This is a genomic window from Bradyrhizobium sp. OK095 (assembly GCF_900109945.1).
In the GTDB taxonomy this organism is placed as follows: Bacteria; Pseudomonadota; Alphaproteobacteria; order Rhizobiales; family Xanthobacteraceae; genus Bradyrhizobium.
In genome coordinates this window covers 432,788-449,319 of the sequence record NZ_FOBX01000003.1, presented here as the reverse complement: position 1 = coordinate 449,319, position 16,532 = coordinate 432,788, and the positions used below count along the sequence as shown (strand labels likewise).

Genomic DNA, 16,532 nt, shown 5'->3' with positions numbered 1-16,532 from the left:
CTAGCCCTCCTCGTTCGAATTGCTTGATGCGTCGCGCTCGTCGACGAGACGCAGGCGCGCGGCCTCGCCGGTGGATTTCGCCTGCTCGCCAAGCACGCGCAGCATCTCGGCGCACAATGCGTCGGGCGAACGGCCCATGGCGTAGCCTTCGAGGATGATTCCGATGGCGACGGCCCAGAACCGCCGCGAGCTTTCGTCGGGTGCGCGCAATGAGCGCCAGCCATGCCGTGCGACCTGGCTCGCATAGGCCCGCGCGCCCTCGCTGTGCAGGCGCTCGATGGTGCGTTCGACCAGCGGCGCGAGATCCTGCCGACGCCGCGTCAGCGTCAACGCCTCGGCGAAGAAAGCGACCGAATCGCTCGCCGTCACCGTCTCGGCCAGCGCGTGGGTGTAATCCCCAAGCGTACGCGCCTTCAGCGCCGCCTGCTCGGTCGCGCGCGCCAGATACAGGAGGTCGCGGCAGGCGCATTCGACGAACAGCGACTCCTTGGTGCGGAAATAATAGGTGATCTGGCTCGGGAATGCGTCCACGGCGGCCGCGATGTCGGTGATGGCCGTGCCCGACAGCCCCCGCTCCCGGAACAGCGGGCTCGCCGCGTCCAGCAGCAGCGAGCGCATTTTGCGCCCGGCCGAGCGCGTGGCGCGCGCCGCGTGCTTGGGGTCGCCTGCCACCTCTAACGGCTCATGGGCCGACTTTTCCGCCATGGAGGGCCTCTCATTCGATTTGTTTGTATGACATACAAACAATGAGATCAAGCAGGATGTGGTATGGGAGGACCGATCCCGGCCGCCCGAACCGGAACCCTCCGGGCCGAAAATGCGGCCTCCAACCTTGCAAAGCCGGCCAAAATCCGTATAAGCGCGCCATCCGCAGACCCCGGCCGGGAGCTGAACGGACGGTCTCAACAAATCATTCGTGATTTTGGTGTGGCAGGGCCAGTCGGCCCGTCGTCCCGTGCTTCCGCCTTCTGAGCTTAATCCCAGAGTCCTTTCCCAAGGCCTCTTAAGGGCTTGACGCCGGGCGATGCGCCAACACGAGGAAAGGACCACCATGGCTCTCTATGAGCATGTTTTTCTTGCGCGTCAGGACGCGAGCACTCAGCAGGTCGAAGAGCTGACTGCGCAGATGACCGGCATCGTCGAGGGTCTCGGCGGCAAGGTCACCAAGACCGAGAATTGGGGCGTTCGCTCCCTCACCTACCGCATGAACAAGAATCGCAAGGCGCACTTCGTGCTGCTCAACATCGACGCGCCGTCCGCGGCGATCGCCGAGATCGAGCGCCAGGAGCGCATCAGCGAAGACGTGATCCGCTATATCAGCGTCCGCGTCGAGGAGCTCGAGGAAGGCCCGTCCGCGATGATGCGCAAGGCCGACCGTGACCGCGAGCGTGACGACCGTGGCGGCGGCTTCCGTGGCGACCGCGAAGGCGGTGGCTTCCGTGGCGACCGTGAAGGCGGTTTCCGTGGCGGCGATCGTGACGGTGGTGGCTTCCGCGGCGATCGCGGCCCGCGCCGTCCGCGCGAGGATGCTGAAACCCCGACCACCACGACGGATGCGGAGTAAGAACAATGGCTGAAGCTGGTGCACGCCGTCCGTTTTTCCGTCGCCGCAAGAGCTGCCCGTTCACGGGCGCGAATGCTCCGAAGATCGACTACAAGGACTCCAAGCTGCTGATGCGTTACGTCTCCGAGCGCGGCAAGATCGTGCCGAGCCGCATCACCGCAGTGTCCGCGAAGAAGCAGCGTGAACTCGCCCGCGCCATCAAGCGCGCGCGGTTCCTGGGCCTCCTGCCCTACGTCATTCGCTAAGACGAATTCGACCGGCGGCGATCACGCCGCCGGTCGTGATTTTCTGAACTCATAAGGCTTCCGGGTCGTCCGGTCGCCGATGGTTGGGGCGAAATGCCTCTAACCGCTCGAAAGGAGCGGGACAGCTGATGATGGTCTTTGGACTGATAGCCCTGATCGCCGGCGCTGCGTCGGCCCTGATGTTCGCCTCGATCGCATCGGGCGCGCTGATCTCGCTCGTCCTGTTCTATCTCGCACCGCTGCCGCTGATGGTCGCCGCAATCGGCTGGGGACCGCTTTGCGCGAGCCTCGGAGGCATCGCCGCCGCGATCGGCCTCGGCGCACTGTTCGGCCTGCCCTACTGCATCGCCTTTGCCGTCACCGTCGCGCTGCCGGCCTGGTGGCTCGGCCATCTCGTCCTGCTCAGCCGACGCATCGAGCCTGCTGCGCCTGACGGCGCCACCGAGCCGGCGGCGGAGCCTGAGCTCGAATGGTATCCGGTCGGACGCATCCTGCTGTGGATCGCGGGCTTTGCTGCGCTGACCACGATCGCCGCCCTGTTGACGCTCGGCACCGACGCCGAGACCATCATCGGCACGCTGCGGCGCGGCTTGATGCGCCTCCTCCGCACCACGGATCCGCAAGCCGCAGGCGAAGCCGACCGGTTCGTCGACGCGCTGGTGCACGTCGCACCCGCCGCCGCGACCATCGTGGCGATGATGACGCTGACGCTCAATCTCTGGCTCAGCGCCAAGGTGACGGCGACGTCGGGCCGGCTGCGCCGTCCCTGGCCCGATATGATGACGGCGGAGCTGCCGCCGATGACGCTGGTGGCGCTCTGCATCGCCCTTGCCTTCTGCTTCACCGGCGGGCTGCTCGCGATCGTCGCACAGATCGCCACGGCGGCGCTGATGATGGGCTACGCGCTCGCCGGCTTTGCCGTGCTGCATACGCTGACGCTGGCACTGAAGAGCCGCACCTTCTGGCTCGGCTCGACCTACGCCGTCGTCGTCGTGTTCGGATGGCCCGTCATCGCGATGGTGATCCTCGGCCTTGCGGACGCCGTGTTCGGTTTCCGCGAGCGCTTCCTGCGCACGCGACAGCCACCACCGCTGCCAACCGTTTAAGTTCAAGTCTGAAAATCCAACTCACTCAACACTTCAAAAGGAGAACGAATATGGAAGTCATTTTGCTGGAACGCGTCGCCAAGCTCGGCCAGATGGGCGAAGTCGTGAAGGTTCGCGACGGCTATGCCCGTAATTTCCTGCTCAAGCGCGGCAAGGCGCTGCGCGCCACCGCCGACAACCGCTCCAAGTACGACGGCATGAAGGCCGACCTCGAGGCTCGCAACCTCCAGAGCAAGGGCGAGGCCTCCAAGATCGCCGAGAAGGTCCAGGGCAAGAACATCATCGTGATCCGTCAGGCGTCGGAAGCCGGCCAGCTGTTCGGCTCGGTCACGGTTCGCGACGTGGTGACCGCCTTCGAGGCCGACAGCGTTACGCTTGATCGCGCGCAGGTGCAGCTTGACGCGCCGATCAAGACCATCGGCAAGCACTCCATCACCGTCGCCATCCACCCCGAGGTCGAGGTCGAGGTTTCCGTCACGGTTGCACGCAGCCAGGACGAGGCCGAGCGCATCAACCGCGGCGAGAACATCTCGACCCGCAACGAGGACCGCGATGCCGCCGCCGAGGCGATCGCCGCCGCCGGCGAGTTCTTCGATCCGGAAGCTCAGCAGGACGACGAAGAGCCGGCGCCGGCTGCGGAAGAGACCGAAAAGTAAGCCGCGCATTCACGCAGGCTGCGAAGCCCGGTCGCCTCAGGCGGCCGGGCTTTTCGTTTTGGCGGCGACGTCCTCGCTCAGCATCGCGATCGAGGCGAGCGCGGTTGCCGTGTGCTTCTCGACACCGTCACTGACACAGAACACGTCGGCCGCAACCACCGAGACCTGACGGCCCGGCTTGATCACCCTGGCCCGGCAGATCAGCTTCTCGCCGACCGCAGGCGAGAGCAGATTGAGCTTGTATTCCGCCGTCAGCGCCGCCTGGCCGCGCGAGGTGGCGGCCGCGATCGTCGTGGCGTTGTCGACCAGGAAGGCGGTGACGCCGCCGTGGAAGAAGCCGTGCTGCTGCAAGAGCTCCGGCCGGCGCTCGACTGCAATCGTGCAGGTGCCGCGCGACAATTCGGACAGCTCGGCACCGACCAGATTCATAAAACCCTGCCGGCCGACATTGGCGTGGATGCGTTCGGCGACGGCTGCGAATTCGGGATCTGCTTCGTTACGCATGCGGCCTCTCCTTATTGTTTCCTGATGCGATCGGGCGGCACCAGCGCGCGAATGGCGCAGGCAATCAGCGTATCGGCCTCGCCGCGCGGATCGGTGCGATCGCGTCCCGACAGGAAGGCGCGGCAAAAAATCTGGGCCGAGCCGATCAGCTGGCTGACGAACATCACCGGTGTCATCGGCAGCAATTCGCCGTGTGCGACCAGCGGCGCGCGCCAGCGCTCGATGCCTTCGGCAAGGCGTGCATTCTGTGCGCGCTGGGCGTCGCGGACGTCCTCGCCCCATTCGCTGCGCGAGATCTCGAACAGATAGCGCGCCTCACGGCGGCTGGTGACCACCCAGTCGAGATGCGCCCGGATCAGGCGATCGATGCCCTGCCCGGCATCGGGGACAGGATCGAGCGCGGCCAGCACTGCGGCGTGATAGTGCCGGAGCACCTCCAGGAACAGCGCCCCCGCAAGCTCCTTCTTCGATCCGAACACATGAAAGAAGCTGCCATTGGAGGCGCGCGCCCGGGTGCGGATCGCCGCCACCGTCGCGGCCTCGAAGCCGACACGGTCGAACACGGCAAGTCCCGCCGCCAGCAAATCGTCACGCACGCTCGCCGTCATGGGCGTCTCCTAGAGTTTCACTCTAGAGTATTGCTCTAGTCACGGTCAAGACAATGCGGAGGCCGCGATGAACGCGGCCTCCGCAAGGCGATCGGAAATTGTGGGGTGTTAGCGCGAGATCGGCGGTGCGGGCGGTCCGGAGGACTCTGCCGGAGGCGGAGCCGCGGCGGTCGCGGGCCGGGTCGGCTCCTGCGGCTTGGCCGCCGGTTCGGAGCTCGCGGCGGGCGCAGCCGGCTTGGGAGCCGCTTCTTCCACCGGCTTGGGCGCGGCGGCAGCCGGCGGAGCCGGCGTCACCTGCGGCACCGGATCGGACCGCAATGTCGGAGCCTCGCTCCCGCGCGGCTCGACCTTGGCGCTCTCAGGCTTGGCTTCAGCAGGCTTCTCGGACGGCTTGCCGCTGTCAGGCTTGGCCTCGGGCTCGACCTTGGCGGTCTCGGGCTTGGCGATCTCGGGCTTGGACTCGGCCTTCGGCTCGCTCTTCTTCTCTTCAGTTGCCGGTGCGGCGGCGTCGACCTTCGGCGCTTCCTCGGTCCCGGGCTTGCCGCGACGCTTGCCCTTGCGTCCCTCAGGCGCAGCCTGACCCTCTGGCTTGGCGCCCTCCTCGCTCGGCCGCGCCGCGCGCTTCTGGCGGCCTTCGGCAGGCGGTGCTGCACCCTCAGCTTCCGGCTTGGCGGTTTCCGGCGAACGCTGGCGGCGACCCTGATGCTCGGGCGGCTGGCCAGGCGCTGTGTTCGCTTCTTTCTCCTTGGCGCCGTCCTTCTTGTCCTTGCCGTCCTTACCGTCTTTGGCCTGGTAGCGGGTGTCGGTGGCACCATTGGAGACGAGGTAGGAGGCAAGGATGCCCGCCATGTCCGAGCTGGTCGTGTAATGCTGACGCAGGAAGCCCGGCAGCGAGCCCGGCGGCACGGTCTTCAACAGACCGCGCGGGCTCTTGTGGCACGCATTGCAGGTCTGCGCGAAAATCTGGGACGGGCTTTTGCCGGCCTCGAGGTTCGTCGCCTGCGCAAGAACGGTATCGGTCGCGCCGAAGCCGATCAGAACCAATACCGTCGCGAGGCTGAGCGCTCGGCTCGACATTCCCATCATCTCCATTGAATTCCGAGAGGTACAGCCGGCATAAGGCGCGGCGGCGGTCACCTTTTAGCCGATTGAGCCGCGAATGGAAGCAGGCTCCAAGCGCAAGGATGTGATTAAGCGCTTTTGGAATATCGGCTTTGAACACAACGCAATAGCACTGCACCTCATTCGAACGCTGGAGCTGCGCGATGATGCCCAACTTGTCGGAAAGTGGCAGATGGTCGCAAAGTCACAACGTCGCATGAGCGCGGCTCCGGCCCATAAGGGCTGTGCCGTGCCAAACCTGAACGTGCCAAGCCTGAAACTGACTGGTGAACAGACCCTAGTGACGCAGGGTCGAAATCGGGCAAGATCGGAAGGAAGCCGTTAACGACAGTTGCGCCCGCAGTTCGTCCAGGATCTCGGGTGCGACCGGCTGGCGGCGGACTTCCGGCTGCTCGGCATGCTGCATGGCCGCGATCAGCCCGGACAACCAAAGCCGGCTGCCTGCCTCGCTTCGCCAATTCTGCTGCTGCCGTTCGGGCCGCATCGCTAGCCTCGTTCCCTGTTGGCGGGTCATCGGGGACAATCCTCTGCCCGCCTGCCTGTTCCGGCTCTAACCCCGAAAGAATCCGGGGAGATGTGATCTGCTTCACACAAGTCTCGTCGGGTCTGGCTTAGACCGTCGCCATGAGCAAAGAGACCCAAACCTCATTCGACGTGCAGGACGACCTCCGCACCGATTACGCCCTGATCGCCACCGGCGTCGGAGCGGCCCTGGTTGCGCTGGTCTACCTCCTGCTGGTCTGAAGGCGAGCCGAAAGCTCCCGGCGCGTGCTATTTTGCACGCTCTCCGATACGTCTTCGCGCCAATTCATTAGGTTCACGGTTTCAGGATTTTTCCACGGCGCGGTCGCGGCCACTTCTGGGCCGCGCGAGTTCCGTAAAAATCCGTCAAGCACGGCGCGTGCTGCGGCTGCTAATCATCCACCGCTTTTAAGATCAGTTGATAGCAGCGAGCTTTCGCTTCCGCTTTGAGCCGAGGCGGCGCTTTATCCCGGCCCCGCATCCGCCCCAGAAAATTGCTATCGCTCGACCATGGCCCTGACTGATTCGAACGTCCTCAAACTCGCGCCCGAAGCCGGAACTCCCGCCTATCGGAGCGCGCCGCATAATATCGAGGCGGAACAGAGCCTTCTGGGCGCGATCCTGGTCAACAACGACGCCTTCTATCGCGTCTCCGACTTCCTGGAGCCGAAGCACTATTTCGAGCCGCTGCACCAGACCATCTACGAGACCGCCGGCAGCCTGATCCGAATGGGCAAGATCGCTACGCCCGTGACGCTGAAGACGTTCCTCCCCGCCGATACCGACGTCGGCGGCATGACCATCGGGCAATATCTGGCGCGCCTCGCGGCTGAGGCGACCACCATCATCAACGCCCAGGACTATGGGCGCACTGTCTATGATCTGGCGCTGCGTCGCGATCTCATCGGCATCGGCGAAGACATGGTCAACGTCGCCTATGACGCGCCGGTCGACTTCGCGCCGCGGGCGCAGATCGAGGACGCCGAGCGGCGGCTCTACGAGCTCGCCGAGTCCGGCCGTTATGACGGCGGCTTCCAAAAATTCTCGCAGGCGTTGGCGGTCGCGGTCGATCTCGCTGCAAAGGCGTTCCAGCGCGATGGAAAGCTGTCCGGCATCTCCACGGGCATGCGTGACCTCGACAACAAGATGGGCGGCCTGCAACACTCCGACCTCATCATCGTGGCCGGACGTCCCGGCATGGGCAAGACGTCGCTGGCGACCAACATCGCCTACAATGTCGCCAAGGCCTATGTCGCCGAGCTCCAGGCCGACGGCACCATGAAGGCCGCCAATGGCGGCGTGATCGGCTTCTTCTCCTGCGAAATGTCGGCCGACCAGCTCGCCACCCGTATCGTGTCAGAGCGCACCGGCATTTCCTCCTCCCACATCCGTCGCGGCGGCATCACGGAAGCCGATTTCGACAAGATCCGGGAGGTCTCGATCGAGCTGCAATCGCTGCCCTTCTATGTCGACGCGACCGGCGGCCTGTCGATCGCGCAGCTGATGGCGCGTGCGCGCCGGCTGAAGCGACAGAAGGGCCTCGATCTGCTCGTGATCGACTACATCCAGCTGCTCTCCGGCTCAGGCAAGCGGAGCGACAATCGGGTGCAGGAAATCACGGAGATCACGACCAGCCTGAAGGCGCTGGCGAAGGAGCTCAACGTCCCCGTGATCGCGCTCTCGCAGCTCTCGCGTCAGGTCGAATCCCGCGAGGACAAGCGGCCGCAGCTCTCCGACTTGCGTGAATCCGGATCAATCGAGCAGGACGCCGACGTCGTGCTGTTCGTTTACCGCGAGGAATACTACCTCGCGATGAAGGAACCACGCCCGGGCACGCCCGAACACGAGAAATGGCGCCTGGACATGGACCTTGCGTTCGGCAAGGCCGAAGTCATCATCGGCAAGCAGCGTCACGGCCCGACAGGCACCGTCGATTTGGCGTTCGAAGCCTCGGTCACGCGGTTCAGCGACCTCGCGCCTGACACTCAGATGCCGGCTCGCAGCAACAACGACTACTGAGTTCCTTGAACCGGACCTGCCTCTTGCGTAAAACGACGCCATGACAATGGCGTCCGACCCAAACATGATCCCGCAATCCGGCCTTCTCTCCACGGAGGCCAATCAGGCTGCCGCGCTCGCTGCCTTCGGCGGCGTGCTCACCGTCGATCTCGACGCCATCATCGCCAATTGGCGCAAGCTCGAGAAAACCGCCGTGCCGGCCGAGTGCTCGGCGGTGATCAAGGCCGATGCCTATGGCTGCGGCGCCGCGCAGGTCGCGCGGGCCCTGAACAAGGCCGGCTGCAAGACCTTCTTCGTCGCCACCATCGAGGAAGCCCGCAACGTCCGCGGTGCCGTGCCGGACGCCGCGATCTACGTGCTCGGCGGCTATTTCCAGAACACCGGCGAGCACTACGCCAAGATCAACTGCCGGCCGGTGATCGGCGATCTCAACGAGCTCGCCGAATGGGACGTGTTCTGCCGCCGCACCGGCTGGTCCGGGGGCGCCGCGATCCATATCGACACCGGCATGAACCGGCTCGGACTGACTTTATCGGAAACGCAGGCCATCATCCCCCGCATCAATGCCGGCGATCACGGCATCACGCTGGTGATGAGCCATCTGGTCTCGGCCGAGCAGCTCAACAGCCAGATCAACGCAAAGCAGCTCGCGTCCTTCCGCGGCATCGCCAGCGAATTCTCCGGCGTGCCGGCGGCGCTCGCCAACTCCTCGGGAATTTTCCTCGGCGCGCCCTTCGTGTTCGACCTGGTGCGGCCGGGCGCTGCGCTCTACGGCGTCAACCCGACGCCGGAGGCCGACAATCCGATGCAGCCGGTGGTCGACCTCAAGGCGCGGATCGTGCAGATCCGCACCATCGAGCGCGGCGAGAGCGTCGGCTATGGCGGCACCTGGACCGCGCGGCGGCCGACGAAACTCGCAATCATCGCGGTCGGCTATGCCGACGGCTATTTCCGCGCCGCCAGCTCGAACGACGGCACCCGCGGCGCCGAGGTGATCGTCGCGGGCAAGCGCTGCCCGGTCGCGGGCCGCGTCTCGATGGACCTGATCGCGATCGACATCACCGATCTGCCGCCGAACGCGGCGCGACGCGGCCACATGGTGACGCTGATTGGCGAGGGCATCACCGTCGACGAGCTCGCGCATCATTTCGGCACGATCGGCTATGAGGTGCTGACCAGCCTCGGCCACCGCTACGCCCGAATCTACAAGGGCGGCAATGTGGTGGAGCCGCTGGCCAAGCCGGAGCCCGCGCAAGCGGCCGAGCAGCCGCCCTCCCCGCCGCCGATCGAGCAGCCAGCGGCTCCGCCACCGCTGCCGTCCTAGTCAACGCTCTCGTGCCCCGGACGCAGCGCAATGCGCCGCGCTTCGCGGCGTAGTGCACTGCAGAGCCGGGGCCCAGTTTTCGTGGAGAGATGGGTCTCGGCTCTGCGGAGCAGCGTTGTACGCTGCGCCGCGTCCGGGACACGAGAGCGGTCGCTTACTTCTTCTTCCGGCCGTCCAGCGCCGTCTTGCAGGACGCGCTGAGCTGATCGCGCTTGGCGTCGAGGCAGGCGATGATCTTGCCGCCACCGGGCGCGATGCCGGCGCAGAATTTGTCATAGTCCGCCTTGCAAGCACCGCGCGGATCGGACGATTGTGCCGAAGCCGCTCCGGAGATCGCGGCAACGACGACGAAAGCAGCAAAGTTCAACTTGGACATTGTATCTCCGGTGACGGAAGGTGAGAGGCCGGTAGCTCTACATGAAGATTGCGACATTCAACATCAACAACATCAACCGCCGCCTGCCCAATCTGTTGGCATGGATGAAGGCGGCAAAACCCGATGTCGTCGCGCTTCAGGAATTGAAGGCAAGTGATGGCGAATTTCCGGCAGCCGCGATCGAAAAGGCCGGCTACGGCGCAGTCTGGCGCGGACAAAAGACCTGGAACGGCGTCGCCATCCTCGCCCGCAACACTGACCCCATTCTCACCCGTGATCGCTTGCCGGGAAAACCGGGCGATCTCGAAGCCCGCTACATCGAGGCCGCGGTGCGCGGTGTCATCGTCACCAGCATCTACCTGCCAAACGGCAATCCGCAGCCGGGGCCGAAATTCGACGCCAAGCTCGACTGGTTCGCGCGGCTCAAGCGCCACGCCAAAACCTTCATCAAGCAGGATCTGCCCGTCGTGCTCGCCGGCGATTACAACGTCGCGCCAACGGAGGTGGACATTTATCCAACGCGTTCATGGGACAAGGATGCGTTGATCCAGCCGAAGAGCCGCGCGGCTTTCGCCTCGCTGGTCGAACAAGGCTGGTGCGATGCGATCCGCGAGTTGCATCCCGAGAAACGCATCTACACGTTCTGGGATTACAAGCGAAACCGCTGGCCGCGCGATGCGGGCTTGCGGCTCGATCATCTGCTGCTGAGCCCTGCCCTCGTCTCGCGGCTGGCAAAAGCCGGCGTCGATAAGAAGGTTCGCGGCGAGGATGGCGCGAGTGATCATGCGCCGGCATGGGTGGTGCTCCGATAGGTCAGCGCCCGTAATAGTCCTGCACCGTGTCCCACGCTGCCTTTTGCAGAAGCTGCGTCGTCTCCGGGTCCAGCCCTGTCGTGTAGGAATTGCCGACCGGCGAGCGTCCCGTCAGCGCAGCCAGCGTCACGCAGGTTGCCAGATACGTTCCCGCGGGGCTCGGATGCCGCTTGTCCGGCGCATAGAGATTGAGCTCCGGCTGCAGCTTGCGCACGCGTGCAAACGCGAGACCTGCGGGAATCACCAGCGCATCGTTGGCATTGCCCGCGATCGTGTAGGCCTCGGCCAATCCTTCCGTCATTTCCGGCTTGTCGGCATAGGCCCAGGACATAAAAAACACCGGCCGCATGCCGTGGGTGCGAACGATCTCGCTGTCCTTCTTCGCGTAGGTCGTGAACGCATCCTTCAACTGCGGATGGATCGGGCACTGGCTGCAATCCATCATCACGACGGCATCGAACTGCCTGCCCGGCTTGTTGAAGACGACGACGTTCTGGTCGTCGAAGGAATAAGCACCGATGCCGCCCGGCCGCAGCAGATTGTCCATGTCGTGCCAGTCGAGGCCGGAGCCGCCGATCGTGGCCATGGTGTTGCGATACGCCGCCTTGTTGTCGGCATCCGCGGCCCGCTCCATGAACGAGAGATGCCCGGGCATGCCGTTGTTGTAGTAGAAAAAGCTGTTACCGACGAACAGCGCGGCCTTAGGGAAGTCAGGTCCGAGCGAGATAACTTTCGGCCTGGTCTGCGCCTGTGCATTGAAGCCGGCTGCAACGGCCAGACACATTGCGAGCATCACTCGCGCAAAAAGACGCGTCATCGGCTTCCTCCCCTTTTTCTAGAGGCGGAACAAATCAGCTTTTCAAAAAGGCCTCAAGAGCACGGACGTGCAGCAGCTATGCGTGCGCCCAAAGTGCTCACCACAAATTCTTGCCGTCGATCATGTTCACCGGCACGGCCTCGAGATCGAAATCGTCGAACAAGCGCGCGTTGACGCCAACCCTGGGATTGTCGAAATCGGGCTTGCCGGTCGACCAGTCCGGCGACTCCGAATAGGTGCCACAGCCACAGTTCGCGCAAAAATGGTGTTTGACCGTGCGGCTGCCCCAGCGATAGGTCGCGACGTTGTCGGCGGGCGACAGCAGGCGAAACTGTGACGGCGTGTAATAGGCCCACAGCGCGCCGCGCTTGGCGCAGAGCGAACAGGTGCAGCGCGTCACACCCGACGGCGCCTCCGTCACCTCGAATACCGTTTCACCGCAATGACAGCTTGCCTCGATCGGCATAACCCGCTCCCCGTTTTGTCAGGAGATGGTCGTAGCCCGGCCCTGCTGCCAACATGCTGTCAGCAGCGAAAGCTTCGTCAGGGAGTTTCGTTCGTGGACAGCCGCTTGGCATTCGCCGCGACATGCTCGCGATAGCGCTGGACGACGGCCGCCGGCGTCGCGCCGGCGAGCAGGCTCGCGGTTGCCTCGAATGCCGCAGCGATCTTCTCGCTCACCATCAGCACGGCCTCCAACCCGGCAGCCTCATCACCATGGCTGAGCTTCTCGCAGCGCAGCCGCACCACTTCGCTCGCTTCAACCGCGAGCATCGCGCCGGCAAACCAGGGAAAGCCGTTGTCGGATCCGCTGAGCACCGCATAGCGGTCGAGCGCGGAGAAGGAATGATGATCGGGCATCGCAGACCTCAAATTCTCTAGGCGAACGCTCCGATCAATAAGCTTCAAATTCTAAGTATCCGGCCGGGGAACCGGTCGGATTGGCGACGCCTGCGACATCGGCCATTAACCAGGGCCCTTGACGCGGCCGCTCTGGTTAGCCTACTGGTCTGACCAAGATCAGACCAACAAGAGACCGGGATGGAACTGAAGCGGGCCGCCGAAGGCGAAAAAGGGTTCGAGAAGGTGTTCGCCTTCTTGCGCGAGCGCCTGCTTGCAGGCTCGCTCAAGCCCGGCGATCGCCTGATTTCCGAGCGCGAGCTCGCAACCCTGCTCGGCGTCAGCAGGCCGATCGTCCGAGAGGCGCTGCGCGCCCTCACTGTGCTCGGCATCGTCGAGATCCGCGACCGCATCGGCACTGTCGTGACCCGGCCGGACGTCTCGGTGCTGAACGACTTCTTCACCTTTGCGCTCGCCCAGCAGGCCGACATGCTCGATGACGTCATGCAGGCGCGCGTCGCGATCGAATGTCAGGCGATCCGCCTCGCCTGCGAGCGCGCCAACATTGCCGATTTCGAGCGCCTGCAGCGCACGCTCGCCAAGATCGGCGAGACGATCGACGAGGCGGATGCCGGTGGCATGGCCGACTTCGAATTCCATCGCTCCATCGTGACGGCATCGCACTCGGAGACGCTGACGGTCCTGCATGGTTCGATGGCGGGCCTGCTGACGCATTCGCATCGCAGCCGCCGCGAGCTGGTGCAGGCCTTCCCGTCGATGAAGACGTATCTGATCGACGACCACCGGCGCATCTTCGACGCGATCATCGCACGCGATCCGGAACGGGCGGATGCGACGCTGCGCAAGCATTTTGCCATCGGCGACGAATACCGCAGGCGCGCCGTCGTCGGCGACATCGACAAGACCAGCGCCTCAGGCTGATCGCAGGCCAATCAAGAAACGGACTGACAACATGGGACGGAACGACAAGGGCAGTGTCGGCTTCATCGGCATCGGCACGATGGGCCTGGAGATGGTGCGCAACCTTCTCAAAGCCGGGCACACGGTGCACGCGTTCGATCTCAACGAAGCCGTCGTGGCTGGCATCGTCAAGGAAGGCGCGGTACGCGCCAAAAGTCCTGCCGATGCCGCGCAAGGCGCCGACATCGTCATCACCATGCTGCCCGACACGCCCCATGTCGAGGCAACCATTTACGGCGAGCACGGCCTGCTGAAGTCGCCGCCATCCGGCAAGCTCGTCGTCGACATGAGCACGATCTCGCCGGTCGCGGTCCGCCGCATCCATGCCGACCTGCAAAAAATCGGAGTCAGCTTTATCGATGCACCGGTCTCGGGTGGGCCCGTTGGCGCCAAGAATGCCGCACTCTCGATTATGGCCGGCGGCGATGCGGCAGCCTTCGCGCAGGCCGAGCCGTTCTTCCGCGCGATGGGGACGACCATCACCCATGTTGGCGCGTCCGGTGCCGGCCAGACCGTCAAACTCTGCAATCAGCTGATCTGCGGCATCAACATCCAGGCCATCTGCGAGGCGCTCGCGCTCGGACGCGCCTCGGGCCTCGATCTCGATCTGCTGCGCCGCGTGCTGCTCGGCGGCTCCGCCGCCTCCTGGATGCTCGACAAGCTCGGCCCCGCGATGATCGCGGGCGACGCCTCCGCCGGCTTCCGGATCGATCTGCAGCTCAAGGACCTTCGCCTCGTGCAAGAGCACGCGCAGGCGCTGAGCGTGCCGCTGCCCGGCACCGCCCTCGTCACCAGCCAGTATGTCGACGCCCGCGCACACGGCGAAGGCAACAACGGCAACCAGGCGCTGTTCCGCGTCTATGACCGCATGACCAACCAGACCACCGGCTGACCCTGATACGATGAGCCTCCAACTCGACTTTCCCGCAGTGCTGGAGCGTTGGCCGCATTTCCTGGCCGGCGCTGCGCTGACGTTGGAGTTGGCGGCCTTTTCGACGGTCTGCGGTGCGGTCCTCGGCACGCTTGCCGCGGTTGGACGCGGCGCGCACAATTCGCTGATCGCAGGCGCCTGCAAGATCTATGTCGAGGCCATCCGCAACACGCCGCTGCTGGTGCAGATCTTCCTGGTCTATTTCGGCCTCGCCAGCCTCGGCCTGAAATTCTCGGCCTTCACCGTGGCGGTGGCCGCACTGACAATCAATGTCGGCGCCTACACCGCCGAGATCATGCGCGCCGGTTTCGAGGCGATCCCGCGCGGACAGATCGAGGCCGCCGAAGGGTTGGCGCTGTCGCGCCTGCAGATCTACTGGCACATCATTTTGCTGCCGGCGATCGAGAGGGTCTATCCGGCGCTGACCAGCCAGTTCGTGCTGCTGATGCTGGCGTCCTCGGTCTGCTCGCAGATTTCGGCGGAAGAACTCACCGCGGTCGCCAACTACATCCAGTCGGATACTTACCGCGCGTTCGAGACCTACATCATCGTCGCCGTGCTCTACATCATCCTGTCGCTGGTGATGCGCGCGGGCTTCTGGGGCCTCGGCTTGGTGCTGTTTCCGCGCCGTCGCCGGCTCGGCACGCCGTTGTGAGATGACCATGGGCGGACATCTCAACATCAACCATCTGATGTTCCTCGGCCAGGGCGCACTGTGGACCATCGGTCTATCCGTGATCGCGCTGATCGGCGGCGGCATCGTCGGCTTCGCGATCGCGCTGGCGAGGATATCGCCGCTTAAATCCGTGCGGATCGCCAGCGCCGTCTATGTCCAGCTGATCCAGGGCACGCCGCTGCTCGTCATTCTGTTCCTCGGCTATTTCGGCCTCGCCGCGATCGGCCTCAAGGTCTCCTCGCTCACGGCCGCCGGCGCCTCGCTCACGCTCTATGTCGCCGCCTATCTCGGCGAGATCTGGCGCGGCTGCATCCAGTCGGTGCCGAAGCCGCAATGGGAAGCCGCAGAAGGCCTGGCGCTGAGCCGGATCCAGCGCATGATGAAGGTGATCCTGCCGCAGGCGATCCGCATCGCGACGCCGCCGACCGTCGGCTTCATGGTGCAGATCGTCAAGAACACATCGCTCGCCTCCGTGGTCGGCTTCGTCGAGCTGATGCGCTCGGGCCAGATCGTCAACAACTCGCTGTTCGAGCCGTTCGCCATCTACGCCATCATCGCCGTCACCTATTTCGCCATGTGCTATCCGCTCTCCCTGTTCAGCCAGAAGCTGGAACGGCGGATGGGGCGTGGCAGATCCAACCTCGCGCCAGCCTGACATGCAGCAACCCCCCTCCTCCGAACCGATCGTGTCGCTCCGCGACGTGCAGAAGAGCTTTGGCCCGCTCCTTGTGCTCGACGGCGTCTCCTTTGCCGTCGAGCGCGGCGAAGTGCTCGCCCTCATTGGCCGCTCCGGCTCCGGGAAGAGCACAGCACTGCGTTGCATCGACCGCTTCGAGAAAGTCGACGGCGGCGAGATCGTTGTCTGCGGTCACCGCGTCGACCGTCCTGACGTCGATCTGCGCGCGCTGCGCCAGGACGTCGGCATCGTGTTCCAGAGCTATAATCTGTTTCCGCATCTCACGATCGAGCAGAACATCACGCTCGCGCCCTGCGCGGTGAAAGGCCTGGCCGCCTCGCAGGCGAAGGACCTCGCGCGAAAAGTGCTGGCGCAGGTCGGGCTCGAAGAGAAGCTGCACGCTTATCCCGAGCAGCTCTCCGGCGGCCAGCAGCAGCGCGCGGCGATCGCCCGCTCGCTCGCGATGCAGCCGAAGGTGATGCTGTTCGACGAGGTCACGTCCGCGCTCGACCCTGAGCTCACCGCCGAGGTGCTCAAGGTGATCGAGCAACTCGCGGCGGATGGCATGACCATGGTGATGGTCACCCACGAGATGGGTTTTGCCAAGGGCATCGCTGATCGCATCGTCTTCATGCATCGCGGCAAGGTCCACGAGACCGGACCCGCCTCGATCCTGACGACGCCGACGACGCCGGAGCTGACGCAGTTCGTCGGCACCGGAAACTTAAAATCATAACAGGGAGAGGAGAACCA

22 protein-coding genes are annotated in these 16,532 nt (G+C 64.6%); 14 read left to right on the top strand and 8 right to left on the bottom strand.

Going from position 1 to position 16,532, the window contains the following annotated elements:
- Positions 1–705, bottom strand: a complete 705-nt coding sequence (locus BMW89_RS11085) for a TetR/AcrR family transcriptional regulator C-terminal domain-containing protein (protein ID WP_092025758.1) — start codon at positions 703–705, stop codon at positions 1–3.
- A gap of 346 nt (positions 706–1,051) precedes the next feature.
- Between BMW89_RS11085 and rpsF the strand changes: the two genes are divergently transcribed.
- From rpsF to rplI, 4 genes are all read left to right on the top strand, one after another.
- The gene (rpsF, locus tag BMW89_RS11080) at positions 1,052–1,564 is read left to right on the top strand and encodes a 30S ribosomal protein S6 (RefSeq protein WP_092025755.1); all 513 of its coding nucleotides are present in this window, start codon (positions 1,052–1,054) and stop codon (positions 1,562–1,564) included.
- A 5-nt stretch (positions 1,565–1,569) separates the two neighbouring features.
- Positions 1,570–1,809 carry a 30S ribosomal protein S18 gene (rpsR, locus tag BMW89_RS11075; protein WP_007592020.1) on the top strand — a complete coding sequence of 80 codons (240 nt, stop codon included), beginning with the start codon at positions 1,570–1,572 and terminating at the stop codon, positions 1,807–1,809.
- Between the two features lie 128 nt (positions 1,810–1,937).
- Positions 1,938–2,915 (top strand): YybS family protein, encoded by a 978-nt coding sequence (locus BMW89_RS11070; RefSeq protein ID WP_092025752.1) that lies wholly within the window; start codon positions 1,938–1,940, stop codon positions 2,913–2,915.
- A gap of 50 nt (positions 2,916–2,965) precedes the next feature.
- Positions 2,966–3,571: a 50S ribosomal protein L9 gene (gene rplI, locus BMW89_RS11065; protein WP_092025749.1), complete on the top strand. Its 606-nt coding sequence runs from the start codon at positions 2,966–2,968 to the stop codon at positions 3,569–3,571.
- A gap of 36 nt (positions 3,572–3,607) precedes the next feature.
- On the opposite strand, the gene BMW89_RS11060 is transcribed toward rplI, so the two are convergent.
- The 3 genes from BMW89_RS11060 to BMW89_RS11050 all read right to left on the bottom strand — a co-directional run bounded on the left by BMW89_RS11060 (position 3,608) and on the right by BMW89_RS11050 (position 5,760).
- Positions 3,608–4,075 (bottom strand): PaaI family thioesterase, encoded by a 468-nt coding sequence (locus BMW89_RS11060; protein WP_092025746.1) that lies wholly within the window; start codon positions 4,073–4,075, stop codon positions 3,608–3,610.
- An 11-nt stretch (positions 4,076–4,086) separates the two neighbouring features.
- Entirely contained in the window at positions 4,087–4,683 is a 597-nt protein-coding gene (locus BMW89_RS11055; RefSeq protein WP_092025743.1) for a TetR/AcrR family transcriptional regulator, read from the bottom strand.
- Positions 4,684–4,791: 108 nt separating this feature from the next.
- Positions 4,792–5,760 (bottom strand): hypothetical protein, encoded by a 969-nt coding sequence (locus BMW89_RS11050; RefSeq protein WP_177195965.1) that lies wholly within the window; start codon positions 5,758–5,760, stop codon positions 4,792–4,794.
- An 82-nt stretch (positions 5,761–5,842) separates the two neighbouring features.
- On the opposite strand from BMW89_RS11050, the gene BMW89_RS37830 reads away from it, so the two are divergent.
- The 4 genes from BMW89_RS37830 (at position 5,843) to alr (ending at position 9,670) form a co-directional block, all read left to right on the top strand.
- Entirely contained in the window at positions 5,843–6,130 is a 288-nt protein-coding gene (locus BMW89_RS37830) for a hypothetical protein (RefSeq protein ID WP_177195964.1), read from the top strand.
- Positions 6,131–6,136: 6 nt separating this feature from the next.
- Positions 6,137–6,295, top strand: coding sequence for a hypothetical protein (locus tag BMW89_RS37825; RefSeq protein WP_177195963.1), 159 nt, complete (start codon positions 6,137–6,139; stop codon positions 6,293–6,295).
- A 542-nt stretch (positions 6,296–6,837) separates the two neighbouring features.
- A complete protein-coding gene (locus BMW89_RS11040) occupies positions 6,838–8,346 on the top strand; it encodes a replicative DNA helicase (RefSeq protein WP_092025741.1) in 1,509 nt (502 codons plus the stop codon).
- Positions 8,347–8,386: 40 nt separating this feature from the next.
- Positions 8,387–9,670, top strand: a complete 1,284-nt coding sequence (gene alr / locus BMW89_RS11035) for an alanine racemase (RefSeq protein ID WP_092025738.1) — start codon at positions 8,387–8,389, stop codon at positions 9,668–9,670.
- Between the two features lie 154 nt (positions 9,671–9,824).
- Here alr and BMW89_RS11030 read toward each other — a convergent pair whose 3' ends face one another.
- Positions 9,825–10,046 carry a cysteine rich repeat-containing protein gene (locus tag BMW89_RS11030; RefSeq protein WP_092025735.1) on the bottom strand — a complete coding sequence of 74 codons (222 nt, stop codon included), beginning with the start codon at positions 10,044–10,046 and terminating at the stop codon, positions 9,825–9,827.
- A 41-nt stretch (positions 10,047–10,087) separates the two neighbouring features.
- On the opposite strand from BMW89_RS11030, the gene BMW89_RS11025 reads away from it, so the two are divergent.
- Entirely contained in the window at positions 10,088–10,858 is a 771-nt protein-coding gene (locus BMW89_RS11025; protein ID WP_092025732.1) for an exodeoxyribonuclease III, read from the top strand.
- 1 nt (position 10,859) lies between these two features.
- Here BMW89_RS11025 and BMW89_RS11020 read toward each other — a convergent pair whose 3' ends face one another.
- The 3 genes from BMW89_RS11020 to BMW89_RS11010 form a co-directional block, all read right to left on the bottom strand.
- The gene (locus BMW89_RS11020) at positions 10,860–11,675 is read right to left on the bottom strand and encodes an SGNH/GDSL hydrolase family protein (RefSeq protein WP_092025729.1); all 816 of its coding nucleotides are present in this window, start codon (positions 11,673–11,675) and stop codon (positions 10,860–10,862) included.
- Between the two features lie 97 nt (positions 11,676–11,772).
- Complete coding sequence (locus BMW89_RS11015) at positions 11,773–12,141, bottom strand: GFA family protein (RefSeq protein WP_092025726.1); 369 nt, start codon at positions 12,139–12,141, stop codon at positions 11,773–11,775.
- Positions 12,142–12,218: 77 nt separating this feature from the next.
- On the bottom strand, positions 12,219–12,536 hold the full coding sequence (locus BMW89_RS11010) for a hypothetical protein (RefSeq protein WP_092025722.1): 318 nt from the start codon (positions 12,534–12,536) through the stop codon (positions 12,219–12,221).
- A 180-nt stretch (positions 12,537–12,716) separates the two neighbouring features.
- Here BMW89_RS11010 and BMW89_RS11005 point away from each other — a divergent pair, with 180 nt between their 5' ends.
- The 5 genes from BMW89_RS11005 to BMW89_RS10985 are packed head-to-tail and all read left to right on the top strand — an operon-like array spanning position 12,717 to position 16,515.
- Positions 12,717–13,457, top strand: coding sequence for a FadR/GntR family transcriptional regulator (locus tag BMW89_RS11005; RefSeq protein ID WP_092025720.1), 741 nt, complete (start codon positions 12,717–12,719; stop codon positions 13,455–13,457).
- A gap of 31 nt (positions 13,458–13,488) precedes the next feature.
- Complete coding sequence (locus tag BMW89_RS11000) at positions 13,489–14,388, top strand: NAD(P)-dependent oxidoreductase (RefSeq protein WP_092025717.1); 900 nt, start codon at positions 13,489–13,491, stop codon at positions 14,386–14,388.
- A gap of 10 nt (positions 14,389–14,398) precedes the next feature.
- Positions 14,399–15,082, top strand: a complete 684-nt coding sequence (locus BMW89_RS10995; RefSeq protein ID WP_092025714.1) for an amino acid ABC transporter permease — start codon at positions 14,399–14,401, stop codon at positions 15,080–15,082.
- Positions 15,083–15,089: 7 nt separating this feature from the next.
- On the top strand, positions 15,090–15,758 hold the full coding sequence (locus tag BMW89_RS10990; protein ID WP_177195961.1) for an amino acid ABC transporter permease: 669 nt from the start codon (positions 15,090–15,092) through the stop codon (positions 15,756–15,758).
- A gap of 1 nt (position 15,759) precedes the next feature.
- Positions 15,760–16,515, top strand: a complete 756-nt coding sequence (locus tag BMW89_RS10985) for an amino acid ABC transporter ATP-binding protein (RefSeq protein WP_092025706.1) — start codon at positions 15,760–15,762, stop codon at positions 16,513–16,515.
- The last annotated feature ends 17 nt before the right edge of the window (positions 16,516–16,532 follow it).

Bases quoted from the DNA above. Each gene is read 5' to 3' on its own strand.
- BMW89_RS11070 (WP_092025752.1), top strand. From the start codon at position 1,938: ATGATGGTCTTTGGACTGATAGCCCTGATCGCCGGCGCTGCGTCGGCC.
- BMW89_RS10990 (WP_177195961.1), top strand. From the start codon at position 15,090: ATGGGCGGACATCTCAACATCAACCATCTGATGTTCCTCGGCCAGGGC.
- alr (WP_092025738.1), top strand. From the start codon at position 8,387: ATGACAATGGCGTCCGACCCAAACATGATCCCGCAATCCGGCCTTCTC.
- BMW89_RS11005 (WP_092025720.1), top strand. From the start codon at position 12,717: ATGGAACTGAAGCGGGCCGCCGAAGGCGAAAAAGGGTTCGAGAAGGTG.
- BMW89_RS11015 (WP_092025726.1), bottom strand. From the start codon at position 12,141: ATGCCGATCGAGGCAAGCTGTCATTGCGGTGAAACGGTATTCGAGGTG.
- BMW89_RS11010 (WP_092025722.1), bottom strand. From the start codon at position 12,536: ATGCCCGATCATCATTCCTTCTCCGCGCTCGACCGCTATGCGGTGCTC.
- BMW89_RS11055 (WP_092025743.1), bottom strand. From the start codon at position 4,683: ATGACGGCGAGCGTGCGTGACGATTTGCTGGCGGCGGGACTTGCCGTG.
- BMW89_RS10985 (WP_092025706.1), top strand. From the start codon at position 15,760: ATGCAGCAACCCCCCTCCTCCGAACCGATCGTGTCGCTCCGCGACGTG.
- rpsR (WP_007592020.1), top strand. From the start codon at position 1,570: ATGGCTGAAGCTGGTGCACGCCGTCCGTTTTTCCGTCGCCGCAAGAGC.
- BMW89_RS11000 (WP_092025717.1), top strand. From the start codon at position 13,489: ATGGGACGGAACGACAAGGGCAGTGTCGGCTTCATCGGCATCGGCACG.
- rplI (WP_092025749.1), top strand. From the start codon at position 2,966: ATGGAAGTCATTTTGCTGGAACGCGTCGCCAAGCTCGGCCAGATGGGC.
- BMW89_RS11025 (WP_092025732.1), top strand. From the start codon at position 10,088: ATGAAGATTGCGACATTCAACATCAACAACATCAACCGCCGCCTGCCC.
- BMW89_RS11050 (WP_177195965.1), bottom strand. From the start codon at position 5,760: ATGTCGAGCCGAGCGCTCAGCCTCGCGACGGTATTGGTTCTGATCGGC.
- BMW89_RS11085 (WP_092025758.1), bottom strand. From the start codon at position 705: ATGGCGGAAAAGTCGGCCCATGAGCCGTTAGAGGTGGCAGGCGACCCC.
- BMW89_RS11040 (WP_092025741.1), top strand. From the start codon at position 6,838: ATGGCCCTGACTGATTCGAACGTCCTCAAACTCGCGCCCGAAGCCGGA.
- BMW89_RS11060 (WP_092025746.1), bottom strand. From the start codon at position 4,075: ATGCGTAACGAAGCAGATCCCGAATTCGCAGCCGTCGCCGAACGCATC.
- rpsF (WP_092025755.1), top strand. From the start codon at position 1,052: ATGGCTCTCTATGAGCATGTTTTTCTTGCGCGTCAGGACGCGAGCACT.
- BMW89_RS37830 (WP_177195964.1), top strand. From the start codon at position 5,843: ATGGAAGCAGGCTCCAAGCGCAAGGATGTGATTAAGCGCTTTTGGAAT.
- BMW89_RS11030 (WP_092025735.1), bottom strand. From the start codon at position 10,046: ATGTCCAAGTTGAACTTTGCTGCTTTCGTCGTCGTTGCCGCGATCTCC.
- BMW89_RS11020 (WP_092025729.1), bottom strand. From the start codon at position 11,675: ATGACGCGTCTTTTTGCGCGAGTGATGCTCGCAATGTGTCTGGCCGTT.
- BMW89_RS10995 (WP_092025714.1), top strand. From the start codon at position 14,399: ATGAGCCTCCAACTCGACTTTCCCGCAGTGCTGGAGCGTTGGCCGCAT.